Source organism: Microbacterium suwonense (assembly GCF_030296555.1).
In the GTDB taxonomy this organism is placed as follows: domain Bacteria; phylum Actinomycetota; class Actinomycetes; order Actinomycetales; family Microbacteriaceae; genus Microbacterium; species Microbacterium suwonense.
In genome coordinates this window covers 2,498,744-2,511,435 of the sequence record NZ_AP027728.1, presented here as the reverse complement: position 1 = coordinate 2,511,435, position 12,692 = coordinate 2,498,744, and the positions used below count along the sequence as shown (strand labels likewise).

The window sequence follows — 12,692 nt, the reverse complement described above, 5'->3', positions numbered from 1 at the left end:
CGATCAGTCCTCCACTCGGGGGTCAAGGAAGCGGTACATGAGGTCGACGAGAAGGCTCGTGGCGACGAACACCAACGCGAAGACGATGACGATGCCCTGCACGAGCGGATAGTCGCGGCTGTTGATGGCGTTCAGCAGGGTGCTGCCGATGCCCGGCCAGTTGAAGACGCCCTCGATGAGGACCGTCGCCCCGAGCAGGGCGCCCAGCTGGATGCCTGCCACGGTGATGACCGGGTTGACCGCGTTGCGGAACACGTGCCGCCGGAAGACGCGCGGGCGGCTCAGGCCCATGCCTCTTGCTGTGCGCACCCAGTCCTCGCGTCGAACGGCGAGCACGGATGTCCGCGTCACGCGGCCGATCATCGCGAGGAAGCCGAAGGACAACGCGAGGCTCGGGAGGAACGCGTGATAGAGGAAATCGCCGAATCCATCTTCGATGGGCGTGTAGCCGAGCGAGGGGAACCAGCCGAGCGACATCCCGACGAACAGCGAGAGGAAGATCGCGATGACGAAGCCGGGTGTCGAGACAGCGACCGAGATCAATCCCGACAGCACCCGGTCCAGGACGCTTCCCGGCCACACAGCGGAGAGGGCGCCGAACGCGATGCCGACCACGCAGCCGATCACGATGGCCATCAGGACCAGCGCGACGGTGTTGCCGAACGGGGTGGCGATGATCTCACCGACGGGTGAGGAGTACTTGATGGACGTGCCGAGATCTCCGCGCAGTATGTCGAGCAAGTAGCTGCCGTACTGAACGAGCAGCGGCCGGTCGAGACCGAGTTCGCGCTCGAGGGCGGCGACGGCGGCGGGGTTCACGTCCCCGCCGCCGGCGCCTCCCTGGAGCATCACGGCCGCCGGACCGCCGGGTACGGCGTGCAGCGCGAGGAACACTGCGGTGATGACGCCCCAGACTGTGACGACACCCATTCCGAGGCGAATGAGTACATATCGGGTCACCGTGAACCTCCTCGGTGGGTGATGGATGCCGTCACGTGGACTGCTACTCGGAGAGCTCGGCGGTTGCCAGGTTGTACAGCGACGAGTACACGATCGCACCGCTGAGCATCTGGAAGCCCTTCAGCTTGTCGGTGTAGGCGTATGCCGAGACGCCCGTGCCCGTGGTGACGAACGGAACATCCTTCAGGTAGATCTCGCCGATCTCCTTGTAGATCGCCTCGCGCTCGGGCCCGTCCGCGGTCTTGGCGCCCTCTTCAAGCAGGTCGGCGTACAGGCTCTGGTCGATTCCGACCGATCGCACGAACGTCGGACCGCCGATGAAGGCGGCCGTGATCGCCGACGGGTCGTTCAGCGCCGCAGACGGTCCGCCGATCATCAGATCGTAGTCTCCCGAGTTGCCCTTCGCGATCTGGTTCGCATAGTCGCCGCTCTCGATGTCGACCGTGATGCCGATGGCCTCGAGGTCGCTCTTGACAACCTGAGCGCGCTCGCTGTACCCGAAGTACTGCGAGTTGGTGAGCAGCGTGAGCTTGACGCCCTCGGCGTAGCCGGCTTCGGCGAGGAGCTGCTTGGCCTTGTCGACGTTCAGCGCGAAGTGCCCCGCCTGTTCCTTGTCGTAGTACGGGCTGGTGGGCGCGATCGGCAGTCCGCCGGTCGGCTCGCCGTATCCGAGGGTTCCAGCCTGGCTGTAGGCCTTGAGGTCGATCGCGTACGCGATGGCCTGGCGCACCTCCGGCACGGCGAGCGCGCCGCGGGTGAGGTTGAACTGCACCGCGCCGTACAGGCCGGGAGCCGTCTTGAGCGTGATGCCCTTTGCGCTCTCAAGCGTCTTGAAGTCCGCGGCCGCCACGTAATCGATGAACTGGACCTGTCCGCTCATGAGCGCCTTGACCCGCGTCTGCGCGTCGGCCATGAACGTCACGTCGATGCCGCCGAGCTTGACCGAGTCGGCATCGAAGTAGTCGGGATTGGCCTCCAGCGTGTAGGAGACCCCTTGCGGTAGTCGACGATCTTGAACGGGCCGTCGCCGATCGGCACGCCATCGGCGTCGACCGCATCTTCGGGCACGATCGCGGACAGCGGGTCTGCGAGAACCTGCGGGAACGCGGTCTGCGGCTGGGACAGCGTGAGGACGACCGTCGCGTCATCCGGGGTGTCGATCGTCGCGATGTTCGCGAAGGCGGCCGCAGCCGCGGCACCGTTCTCATCGACGGCGAGGTACTCGAACGTGCGCTTCACGTCGGCTGACGTCAGGCTGTCGCCGTTGGAGAACTTCAGGCCCGAGCGCAGCGTGAAGGTGTAGGTCAGACCGTCGTCGGAGACGGTGTAGTCCGAGGCCAGCGCGGGTACGACCTTCCCCTCGCCGTCGTAGGTGAGCAGTCCACGGCGGACCAGGGTGATGATCTCGCGCGCGGCGGAGCCCTGATCGACACCGGTCTTGAATCCGGCGGGCTCGGAGGAGAGGCCGAACGACAGGGTGGCGCCGGCGTCGCCGGACGATCCGTCGGAGGAATCGCCGGAGTTCTTCGGCGAGCAGCCGGCCAGGGCCAGAGTCATGGTGAGTGCAGCGGATACGGCGAGCACGGCGCCTCGTGTGACTCGACGCGAGACGCGGTTCTTGTGCGGCGCAGGGAAACCGATCATGGTGGAAAACCGTTTCTTCAATGCCCGGAGGGCTGGGATACGAGAGGGTGCCTGTTCGGCAGCGGATGCCGGTGTGTCGGGCGGGCGGGCGACGTCATCGGGAATTGCATCACGTTCGCTGTCTTCGCCGCTTCGTCCATGTTCTTCCTTGAACCTCCTCGTCGTATCATCTGATCCTCGCCCGGCAATGGGCTGAGGCCGACCTCCTGTCGCAGAGACCTTCAGGGCTTTCGCTACTCTGCGGAGATCACGCCCTGTACAGAATGGGAACGTTCCCTCAGTGCGTCTTCAGACACTCTTGCGCACATTGGGAACGATGTCAACAACATCTGAGATGATTTGCGGCAGGCGATCCTCGACCGAAGCGGCTCCCATGCTTCGCTACGATGCGATCGACTGGACAGGGAGGCCCAATGGTGCACGAGGCAGTGACCATCATCGACGTCGCGCAGGAAGCGGGGGTGTCGAAATCGGCTGCCGCACGAGTGCTGGCACGGCGAGGATCCACCAGCGAGACGATGCGCACGAAGGTTCTCGAAGCCGCCCACCGCCTGGGATATCGGCCGAACCAGCTCGCCCGTGCGATGAAGTCCGGCGCGACGAACACGATCGGCATCGTGGTTCCCGATGTCGCGATCCCGTTCTTCTCCGCCGTGCTGCGCGGTCTCGCCGACACTGCGCGTGCAGCCGGCGTCGAGGTCCTGGTGAGCAACACCGACAACGACGCCGACGTCGAGGCGCGATCCCTCGAACTGCTCGCCGAGCAGCGGGTCGACGGCATCGCGATCGCACCGGTCTTCCAGGAGGACCCGGCCGCCATCATCCGCCTGCAGGCCGAGGAACTCCCGATCGTCCTGCTCGACCGCCGGATGCCGGGCCTGGAGAGCCTTCCCCTGGTGTCCGTCGACCATGTCGCCGCCACGGAACGCGCGGTGCGCTCGCTGATCGAGCTCGGCCACCGAAGGATCGGCCTGCTGACGGAGGTCACGCGGGAGCGCGCCGTCCTGGACGATCTCAGCGGGCGGGTCGGCGATCCCTACGTCCGATCCCCGCTGCGCCCCTCCGCACAGCGGTTCATCGGCTACCTTCGGGCGCTCCGCGAGGCCGGCCTGGAGGTCGACGACGACCTGATCCTGCGATCCGGCTACACCACACAGGATGCGCAGCGGGCCGTCGAGGACTTCCTCGCCCGCGACACCGGTGCCACCGCCCTGCACGCCACCGATGCCGTGCTCAGCTCGGGTGCGTATCGAGGCATCCGCGCGCGCGGTGTCAGCATCCCGGATCAGCTCTCGTTCATCGGCTTCGACGACCAGGACTGGACCACCATGGTCCAGCCGACGGTCTCGGTCGTGGAGCAGCCCCAGCAGCATCTGGGAGCCACGGCGGCCACGGTGCTGGTCGGCATCATCCGCGGCGCCGCCACCGAGCCGGTCGTGCACCTGCTCGAACCAGAGCTGATCACGCGCGAGTCGGTCGCTCCTCCGGCTCAGGCCCGATAGCGCCGCGCAGTCTCCTCCGAGACACGTCCGTCCTTGACATCGGCCTCGACGGCGTCCACGGGACGGATGGCGGGATCGCCGTACCCGCCCGCACCCGCCGTCTCGATGGAAGCCCACTGGCCGGGCTGAAGCACCGTGTATCCGTGGTCGATCGGAGTGGCGTCCTCGCTGAGCACGCTGCGTGCCGACGCACCGGGCCCACCGCCGAACAGCCCCCAGGGCTGGGACTTCTGCCGACTGGTGTCCAGCCAGTAGTGCACGTCCTCGGCCTCGACCCGGATGCGGCGGCGGATGCCCATCCCCCGCGGAACTCGCCGATGCCGCCGGAGTCCTCGATGAACTCATACGCCTCCACCATGAGCGGGTACTCCGCCTCGAGGCTTTCCACCGGCAGGTTCGACGTATTGGTCATGTGCACCTGCACGCCGTCGAGTCCGTCCTTGTCGTACCGGGCGCCACTGCCGCCGCCGATCGTCTCCAGGTAGACGAAGTCCCGACCGCGCTCGCTGTCGTGTCCCGAGAAGTGCACGCCGGTGTTCGCACCGTTGGACGCACCCGTGACGCGCTCCGGCACCGCGGGGGCCAGGGCGCCCTGGATCAGATCGACGATGCGCTGGCAGGTCTCGCTGCGTCCGTTGACCGCCGCGGGCGCCGAGCAGTTGATGATCGATCCCTCCGGCGCCTCGATCGTCACCGGCCGATAGAGGCCCGCGTTCGGGGCGATGTCGGGATCGATGAGGGTCTTGATCGTGTAGTAGACCGCCGCGTACAGACCGGTCCACACCACGTTCACGCTCGCGCGCACCTGCGGCGGGTTCCCGGCGAAGTCGAAGAGCATCTCCTCGCCCTTCACCACGATCCGCACGCGCAGCGTCAGCTCGTCATCCAGCTCCGGGCAGTCGAAGCGATCCTCGAAGGAGTACTCCCCATCGGGGAACTCGGCGATCGCCGCGCGTGTCCGGCGCTCGGTGTAGTCCAGCAGCTCCGCGCCGATCGCCCGGACCACGGCGGATCCGTACCGGTCGCAGAGCTCGCTGAACCGTGAGACCGCAACCCGCAGGGCGGCCTCCTGGGCGCGCAGGTCGGCGATGCGCTCTTCGGGCACCTGGCAGTTGAGCAGGATGAGCTGGAGAAGCTCTTCCTGACGCACCCCCTCGTGCACGAGGTGCACCGGGGAATCCGGATGGCCTCCTGGAAGATGTGCGCGTGCCCGCGGTCGCCGAAGTCGGCATGGTGCGCGAGCACGGCGGCCCAGGCGGCGAGCTCGTCGTCGACGAAGATCGGCGTCGCCAAGACGATGTCCGGCAGATGGGAACCACCGCCCGTGTACGGGTCGTTTCCGATGAAGACGTCTCCCGGACGGATCTGATCCATCGAGTAGCGCTCCCGCAGTGCGGAGACGATGCCCATCAGCGAGCCGAGATGCAGGGGCGAGCCGCCCTCATCCTGCGCGATCGCCCGCCCGTCCGCATCGAACAGACTGGCGGTGCAGTCGCGGCGCTCCTTGATGTTCGGCGAGTATGCGGCCTTGACGAGGGTCTCGCTCATCTCCTCGACGATGGTCGACAGGGCCGACCCGACGACTTCCACCAATACGGGATCCAGCTCCACAGCGCTCATTCCTCGTCTCCGATCTCGATAATCAGGTTGCGGTACGCGTCCACCCGGCAGCTGTCGCCGGGGAGGAGCACCGTGGTCGTGTCCATCTGCTCGATGATCGCCGGGCCGGCGATCACGTCACCCGGCGTCAGGCGCGCTCGGTCGTACACGTGCGTCTCGACATAGCCCTCGGCGGGGACGAAGCAGGCCTTGCGCACGCCGATCACCGCGGCGAGCGGATCGGATGCCGTCAGCTCGTCGCGCCGCACCTCGACGTGGGCTGCTGCGCCCGCCGCCTCGACGCGGAACGTCACGACCTCGACCGCCACGTCCTCCGATCGGTACCCGTACACGCGCTCGTGCGCCTCGTGGAACAGCTCCACGATGGGTGCCGCACCCGCCTGTGCGAACCGGTGCTCTTCCGGCAGATCGATCGCGAGCTCGAAGTTCTGCCCCCGGTATCGCAGGTCCATTCTCCGGAGCAGCTCGCGACTCGCCGTGTCGATGTCCTCCTCCGCGAACCAATCGGCCGCACGGTCGCTCAGCTCGGCGAAGACGTCGTCGAGCTGAGCGACGGTACTCTCGTCCACGAGCGTGATCTGCGTGCGCATGAAGTCGGTCTTCACGTCGGTCATCAGCAGGCCCAGCGCCGACTGGGCGCCCGGGATCTCGGGGACGACCATGCGCCGCATCCCCAGCTCGCGCGCGAGGCGGGACGCGTGCAGCGGTCCGGCCCCGCCGAACGGGACCAGTGCGTAATCGCGCGGGTCGTACCCGCGCTGAACGCTGACCACGCGGATGGCGCGTGCCATGTTGGCGGTGACCACCCGCAGGATGCCGAGAGCCGTCTCCTCCACGCCCAGCCCGAGCTGCTCGGCATGAAGGCGCACGGCCGCCAGGGAGGCTTCCCGGTCGATCTTCATCTGGCCGTTCAGCAGGTACTCGGGATTCAGCATCCGCAGCACCACGTTGGCGTCAGTGACGGCGGCGCCGCCGCCGTTGCCGTAGCACGCGGGCCCCGGGAAGGATCCCGCGCTCTGCGGTCCCACGCGCAGGTGCCCGCCGCTGTCGATCCAGGCGAGCGAACCGCCGCCGGCGCCGACGGTGTGGATGTCGAGCATCGGCGAGCGCACCGGACGACCATCGAGCTCCATCCCCGCGGTGACCTTCGGACGACCGTCCTGCACCAGCGAGATGTCCGACGACGTCCCGCCCATGTCGAAGGTGATGATGTCGTCGAAACCCGCCGCCGAGCAGATCTGCGCGGCGCCGACCACTCCGGTGCTCGGCCCCGACAGCACGAGCCGCACGGGGAGGGACTCGGCGGTGGAGAACGGGATCACTCCGCCGTTGCTCTGGGTGACGTGCGGGACCGCGGTGAGCCCGCGGTCGGCCAGCACGGCGCGAAGGCGGGCAAGGTAATTGGCCACCACGGGCCCTACGTAGGAGTTCGTCACGACCGTGGAGAGGCGCTCGAACTCGCGGAACTCCGGCAGCACGTCGCTCGAGAGCGACACGTACACCCCGGGCATCTCCTCCGCGATGATCTCGCCGATGCGACGTTCGTGGTCGGGGTTGAGGTAACTGTAGAGCAGACAGACGGCGATGGATTGAACGCCCTCGGCGCGCAGCTCCCGCACAGCACGGCGCACGTCGTCCTCGTCCAGCGGGGTCTCGACGGCCCCGGTGTGCCTCACGCGCTCGGCGACCTCCTTGCGCAGATGCCGCGGCACCTGCGGGGCCGGCTTGTCCGCCTGCGGGTCATACATGCTCGGGCGGCGGCCGCGACCCAGCTCGAGCAGATCACGGAACCCGCGTGTGGTGATGAGCCCTGTGACGGCGCCGCGGCCGGTGAGGAGCGCGTTGGTCCCCACGGTGGTGCCGTGTGCGAAGTAGCCGACCTCGGAGATCTCCCGGCCTCCGATCTGGTCGAGGATCTCCTCCACGCCCTGCACGATCGCTCGTCCCGGGTCGTCCGGAGTGCTCGACACCTTGCGCACGTGCACGCGCGCGGTCTCCTCGTCGAAGGCGCAGATGTCCGTGAAGGTTCCGCCCGTGTCGACCCCGATGCGCAGCGTCATGCCTCTACCGTCCTGTTCTCGTGTGTGCTGTCCCGACTTGTCGCATGCTCTCGCGCTGCGGCCGCATCGAAGGGGATGCCGTAGTCGAATGCGCCGTCCACCTGACATGCCTGCGCCGCCTGGGCGCTGGCCGCCACCAGCGTCGCGCGAATGCCCCTGCCGGTGCCGATGCCGACGAGCACGCCGGCGATGAACGCGTCGCCGGCGCCGAGCGTGTCGCGAGCGACGATCGCCTCGCCGTGCTGGTGCCGGACGCCCTCGGAGGACCCGAGGTACGCGCCCTCCGCGCCACGGGTGACGAGCACCAGCTCGGCCCCGCCGTCAAGTCCGCGCTTCACCAGCTCCTGCGCCTCGGCATCGGCCAGATGACCACCCGAGAAGGTCGCCAGATGCAGGTGCGGCAGATACGGCTCCACCTCTGCGAGGTCGAAGCGACTGCCGAAGTCGAACGACACCTTCGCGTGCTCCGCGATCTCCGGCACGCGCGGCAGCAGCGTGCCGGCGTACCCGGAGTGCACGACGTCGTAGTCCGCCATGGCCGCCAGCTGCTCATCGTCCAGTTCGAACAGCGCCGTCGATCGATCCGAGCGCAGGAAGACACGGTCGTTGCCCTGCAGCTCGACGTCGGCGCTGGCGTTCGGAGCCTGGGCGACGCGCGTCAGTGACGTGTCGACATGCTCCGCCTGCAGGGCGCGCATGATCTGCCGTCCTGCCGCGTCGTCGCCCAGAACGCCGAGGTAGCCGGCGTGCGCACCCAGCCTCGCGGCGAACACCGCGACGTTCAAGGCGTTGCCGCCGGGGTACTGCATTGCTCGATGCAGGTACCTGTCGGCGACGTTGTCGCCGGCTCCGAGGAGTCTCATCCGCTGTTCCGCTCTCGCGACTCAGTACGCGATCTTGTACATGTACCGACGCTGCGACGTGTCATGTCCACGACGTGCCGCAACGTGATCCAGCACTCTGCGCTCGGCGCTCATCAGTGCGACCGGGCTGAGGTCGGGGCGCGACTCGGCCGGAATTCCGGGGAGGGTGAGGGCTGCGGTGTCGATGGCCGCGGAGTTGCGCGTCTGGCCTTCGGCGAAACGCACGACGCGCTCTCCCAGCGAGCGGCTGGCGTCCTCGGCGACGAGCGTGACGAGCACGGTGTCCTCGAGGATCATCTCGAGCGGGCCGTGGAAGAAGTCCCCCGCGTTGATCGCGGCGGAGTTCATCCAGCTCATCTCCTGGAAGTAGCACCATGCCATCATCTTGGCCATGCCGTAGGCGGGGCCGCCACCGACGATGTAGCTCAGCGGGGCCTGCGGAGCGGAGAGCAGATCAGCCACACGCTCACCGGTCTCGGCGATCTCGTCCTTGACGGCGCGCAGCGCACCGGGCAGAGCCGGGATGCCTGCGCGCAACTGCCTGGCCTTGTCGGGGTTGCCGAACGCGTCGAGCAGCGCCGCGGCGATCTGCTCGTTGTGCACCAGCTTGGGCTCGGTGATCGAGATCGTGTCGGGGTAGTCGAAGTGCAGGTCGCCGATGCGCGAGAGCCCGTTGTCGCCCTGGCGGGAGATGCCGGCGACGACCGCGCCCCGCGACTTGGCGAACTCGGCGGCCGCGACCGTCTCGGGCGTGTTCCCGGAATGCGATGCGGCCACGACGAGTGCCTTGTCGTTCAGGCCGATCGGCGCGCGCGCGGTCAGCTCAGCGCTCGTGATGCGCTGACTGATGATGTTCGGCGCATAGCGGTCCAGCAGGTCGAAAGCCGGATACGTCCCGAAATGCGATCCTCCGCATCCCACGAGATAGACGCGCTCCACGCCCCGCTCAACCGCACGATCGACGAGCGCGCGCGCCTTGTCGTCTTGGTCGACCGCATGCTGGACGCATGCTTCGAAGTCATCGGGGACGGGGATCAGCTGGCTCATCGAGGTCACTTCCTGTCGGCCGGATCAACAGGATCCGGAGAAATTGGGATCGTTCCCACTTGTACCCTGGCCCAGATTGGGAACGATGTCAATAGAAGCGAGGGAATTCAGTCCGTTGCACCCGCCGTCTGCACCTCCGGCGAATGATCCGAGCACGACCCTCCCGATGGGGAATCCTCCCCATCGGCTCTTTCGCGACGACTCGGCAGACTGGCAGGGGCGCCGTGATCATGGCGACCGGCGGGAGGGAGCGCTGTGCACGTCAGGACGTGGAGGCTCGGGGCGACGCTGCTCGCCATGACGATGCTGGTCGGATGCTCGGGCGCTGCCGAGCATCCGACGACGGAGCCCACCTCACCGGAGAAGCCGCAGGAGCAACCATCGCAGGCACCGAGTGAGGCCACGTCCACGGACGCCGACTGCCCTGAACTGCGCGTGGGTGCCACCATCGATGGTCAGGTGTTTGCCGACTGCGTCACCGAAGCGATCAGGGCCACTGCCGGATATGCGATCCGGACCACGGTGCTGGGCATCGAGACGACGGCGGCGTACAACCCCTCGGAGCGGGCCATCGCGACGACGACCGCCGCCGGATCGGCGATCGTCATCGGGGACGACGTGTACGTCAAACCACCGTTGTCGCCGTGGCAGCGCGCCGACACGGAATCGGAGGATCCGCTCGTCGTCGCCCTCAGCAAGGGCGCGATGAGAGGCTCGCTGGTCGACCCGGCGGCGGCCGTGAAGAACATCACGGGCACGCTCCACGTCACCGGCACGGACTCTCGCCTCGGCGAGGACGTCTTCGTGCTCACCGGAACCATTCAGGCACAGGGAGCGCCCGTCGAGGTCGCCTACGGCATCACCGACGACTACGCCCCGCTGGCCTCGACCTCGGTCGCCGAGGTGAACGGCCAGCGGGCGCAGACGGTGACGGAGGTCACCGAGTGGGACGTCCATCAGGACATCGTCGCGCCGCTCTGAGGCGGCCGCGGCTACCGTTGACCCATGGAGACGATGGCTGAACCCGCACCGGCGGAACGGGTGAATCGATGACCGGGCCGATGCAGACGTACCCGTTCGACACCCGGCCGCTCACCGATCCGGTCGACTCCGCCGCCGTCCGGGAATTCTGGCGGACGGTCCGTGCGCAGCATCCGACGTCGGGGCGCACGATCGCGACCATCGTGATCGTCGCGGTCGTCTTCGTGATGGTCCTCGCACCCATGATCGGGGTGTTCGCCGTGCTCGCGAGCGCGGCGACGACGGGGCACCTGAGCGGCGCCTTCGTACTCCCTGTCATCGTCATCCTCCTCATCCTCGGGGCCGGCATCCCGATCGCGATCACGTCGATGCGGCGTAAGCGCGTCAACGCCTTCCGCCTCTCGCGCTTCGCGGCGGCGAACGGCATGGTGTACGAGCACCAGGTAGCCGATCCCCCGCTGCCTGGCATGATCTTCCAGAGCGGCCACAGTCGGCTGGCGTCATCTCTGGTGCGCGGCTACAGTCCGCGGTTCGTGGAGTTCGGCAACTACCGGTACACCACCGGCTCCGGCAAGAACAGCACTACGCACCGGTGGGGCTACGTCGCGGTCAAGCTCGACGTACCGCTGCCGAACATCGTGCTCGATGCGCTGGGCAACAACGCGCTGGGCACCAACCTGCCGACTTCGTTCTCACGCGACCAGCGCCTCTCGCTCGAGGGGGACTTCGACCGGTACTTCACCCTGTACTGCCCGCGCGGCTATGAGACCGACGCGCTGTACCTGTTCACCCCCGACATCATGGCGCGCTTCATCGACCATGCCGCGCAGCTCGACGTGGAGATCGTCGACGACTGGATGTTCCTGTACATGCAGCGCCCGGCATCGACGACGGATGCCGCGACCTGGGCGTGGCTGTTCGGCACGGTCGGCGCACTCATGACCAAGTTCGATCAGTGGGCGCGCTGGCGCGACGACCGGCTGCGCGAAGCTCAGGCGCGGACGCGGACGACACCCGCAGCGCCGCTGCCCGCTGGAGTTCCTGCGCCCGCGAGCGCTCAGGGTTTCGCAACCGCGCCGGGCACGGCATCCACCGCACCCGGGGCCCTGCCGTTCGCGCCGCCGGCCGGCATGCTGGCCCCGCCACCCGGCGTCGCGCCGCAGGGGCGACGGCTGAAGCGCGGCGCATCGTGGGTGACGATCATCGCGGTCGCCGTGCTGCTGGGGTTCATGTTCATTCCGCAGCTCTTCGGCGTACTCGCGGGCTTCCTGCTGCGCTGACGCCTGGGGCGGCGTCCGGGGCGGCGCCCGCTACTGCACGCCGCGCAGCACGACGTCGACGGCGAAGTCGAGTTCGAGCAGCGCATCCGAGACGTCCTGCTGCGCGGTCGTCGCCAGTCGTGGATAGCGTGCGGCCACGGCCTCGCCGAGCCAGGGCGCCGGGGTCGCGTCGCGCAGTCCGGCCTCCAGCGTGGCATAGGTGCGCACCAGGCTGTCCAGCAGCAGTGCGAGCCGCAGCGCATCCGTGCCGGCGTGGTCGGCGAGGGCGCCGACGAGCGCATCGATCCATGCGTAGGCCCGCGGCTGGGTGGGCATGCGCGTCGGCGCGACATCGCACAGCCACGGATGCTCGGCATACCGCGCCGCGAGCAGCGAGGTCCATGCCCGGCAGCGCTGCTGCCAGTCCTCGCCCGGGATCGGCGGAGGATCGCCGATCGCCGCATCCACCATCAGCTCGATCAGCTCCGCCTTGGAGCCGACGTACCGGTACACGCCGGTGGTCGTCATGCCCAGGCGCTCGGCGACCCGGCTGAGCGAGATGCCGTCCAGACCGAGTTCATCGGCGAGCTCAACGGATGCCGAGGCGAGCTCGCCCAGGCTCCACCGGGCCTTCGGACCCCGCGCTGCCGGTGCACCCAGACCCCACAGCTGCCGAAGCGCCCGATCCTCTTGACTGTGCATGCCGTTCACTATATCGTCACTGATTAGTGAACATCATTCACAGATAAGGGAGTC

8 protein-coding genes and 2 pseudogenes are annotated in these 12,692 nt (G+C 67.9%); 3 read left to right on the top strand and 7 right to left on the bottom strand.

Annotated features, from left to right (window positions below):
- Window positions 1-3: 3 nt before the first annotated feature.
- Together QUE33_RS12530 and QUE33_RS12525 are read right to left on the bottom strand one after the other, a co-directional pair.
- Window positions 4-930: an ABC transporter permease gene (locus QUE33_RS12530; protein ID WP_286300461.1), complete on the bottom strand. Its 927-nt coding sequence runs from the start codon at window positions 928-930 to the stop codon at window positions 4-6.
- A 73-nt stretch (window positions 931-1,003) separates the two neighbouring features.
- A pseudogene (locus tag QUE33_RS12525) lies at window positions 1,004-2,517 on the bottom strand (ABC transporter substrate-binding protein).
- Window positions 2,518-3,017: 500 nt separating this feature from the next.
- Here QUE33_RS12525 and QUE33_RS12520 point away from each other — a divergent pair.
- Window positions 3,018-4,106, top strand: a complete 1,089-nt coding sequence (locus QUE33_RS12520; RefSeq protein WP_286300460.1) for a LacI family DNA-binding transcriptional regulator — start codon at window positions 3,018-3,020, stop codon at window positions 4,104-4,106.
- On the opposite strand, the pseudogene QUE33_RS12515 reads toward QUE33_RS12520, so the two are convergent.
- The 4 genes and pseudogenes from QUE33_RS12515 to QUE33_RS12500 all read right to left on the bottom strand — a co-directional run bounded on the left by QUE33_RS12515 (window position 4,094) and on the right by QUE33_RS12500 (window position 9,696).
- Window positions 4,094-5,654, bottom strand: a pseudogene (locus tag QUE33_RS12515) (hydantoinase B/oxoprolinase family protein). The gene QUE33_RS12520 and the pseudogene QUE33_RS12515 overlap by 13 nt on opposite strands.
- 68 nt (window positions 5,655-5,722) lie before the next feature.
- Entirely contained in the window at window positions 5,723-7,786 is a 2,064-nt protein-coding gene (locus tag QUE33_RS12510) for a hydantoinase/oxoprolinase family protein (RefSeq protein WP_286300458.1), read from the bottom strand.
- Window positions 7,783-8,649 carry a PfkB family carbohydrate kinase gene (locus QUE33_RS12505; RefSeq protein ID WP_286300457.1) on the bottom strand — a complete coding sequence of 289 codons (867 nt, stop codon included), beginning with the start codon at window positions 8,647-8,649 and terminating at the stop codon, window positions 7,783-7,785. Before QUE33_RS12505 ends, QUE33_RS12510 begins: the two co-directional genes overlap by 4 nt.
- A 21-nt stretch (window positions 8,650-8,670) precedes the next feature.
- Complete coding sequence (locus QUE33_RS12500) at window positions 8,671-9,696, bottom strand: SIS domain-containing protein (protein WP_286300455.1); 1,026 nt, start codon at window positions 9,694-9,696, stop codon at window positions 8,671-8,673.
- A 297-nt stretch (window positions 9,697-9,993) separates the two neighbouring features.
- On the opposite strand from QUE33_RS12500, the gene QUE33_RS12495 reads away from it, so the two are divergent.
- On the top strand, window positions 9,994-10,677 hold the full coding sequence (locus tag QUE33_RS12495; RefSeq protein WP_286300453.1) for a hypothetical protein: 684 nt from the start codon (window positions 9,994-9,996) through the stop codon (window positions 10,675-10,677).
- A gap of 68 nt (window positions 10,678-10,745) precedes the next feature.
- Window positions 10,746-11,957, top strand: coding sequence for a hypothetical protein (locus QUE33_RS12490; protein WP_286300451.1), 1,212 nt, complete (start codon window positions 10,746-10,748; stop codon window positions 11,955-11,957).
- A gap of 30 nt (window positions 11,958-11,987) precedes the next feature.
- On the opposite strand, the gene QUE33_RS12485 is transcribed toward QUE33_RS12490, so the two are convergent.
- Window positions 11,988-12,638 (bottom strand): TetR/AcrR family transcriptional regulator, encoded by a 651-nt coding sequence (locus QUE33_RS12485; protein WP_286300449.1) that lies wholly within the window; start codon window positions 12,636-12,638, stop codon window positions 11,988-11,990.
- Window positions 12,639-12,692: the final 54 nt, after the last annotated feature.

Excerpts from the sequence above, each read along its gene's own strand:
- QUE33_RS12490 (WP_286300451.1), top strand. The coding sequence starts at position 10,746 with ATGACCGGGCCGATGCAGACGTACCCGTTCGACACCCGGCCGCTCACC.
- QUE33_RS12510 (WP_286300458.1), bottom strand. The coding sequence starts at position 7,786 with ATGACGCTGCGCATCGGGGTCGACACGGGCGGAACCTTCACGGACATC.
- QUE33_RS12495 (WP_286300453.1), top strand. The coding sequence starts at position 9,994 with ATGACGATGCTGGTCGGATGCTCGGGCGCTGCCGAGCATCCGACGACG.
- QUE33_RS12505 (WP_286300457.1), bottom strand. The coding sequence starts at position 8,649 with ATGAGACTCCTCGGAGCCGGCGACAACGTCGCCGACAGGTACCTGCAT.
- QUE33_RS12520 (WP_286300460.1), top strand. The coding sequence starts at position 3,018 with ATGGTGCACGAGGCAGTGACCATCATCGACGTCGCGCAGGAAGCGGGG.
- QUE33_RS12485 (WP_286300449.1), bottom strand. The coding sequence starts at position 12,638 with ATGCACAGTCAAGAGGATCGGGCGCTTCGGCAGCTGTGGGGTCTGGGT.
- QUE33_RS12530 (WP_286300461.1), bottom strand. The coding sequence starts at position 930 with ATGGGTGTCGTCACAGTCTGGGGCGTCATCACCGCAGTGTTCCTCGCG.
- QUE33_RS12500 (WP_286300455.1), bottom strand. The coding sequence starts at position 9,696 with ATGAGCCAGCTGATCCCCGTCCCCGATGACTTCGAAGCATGCGTCCAG.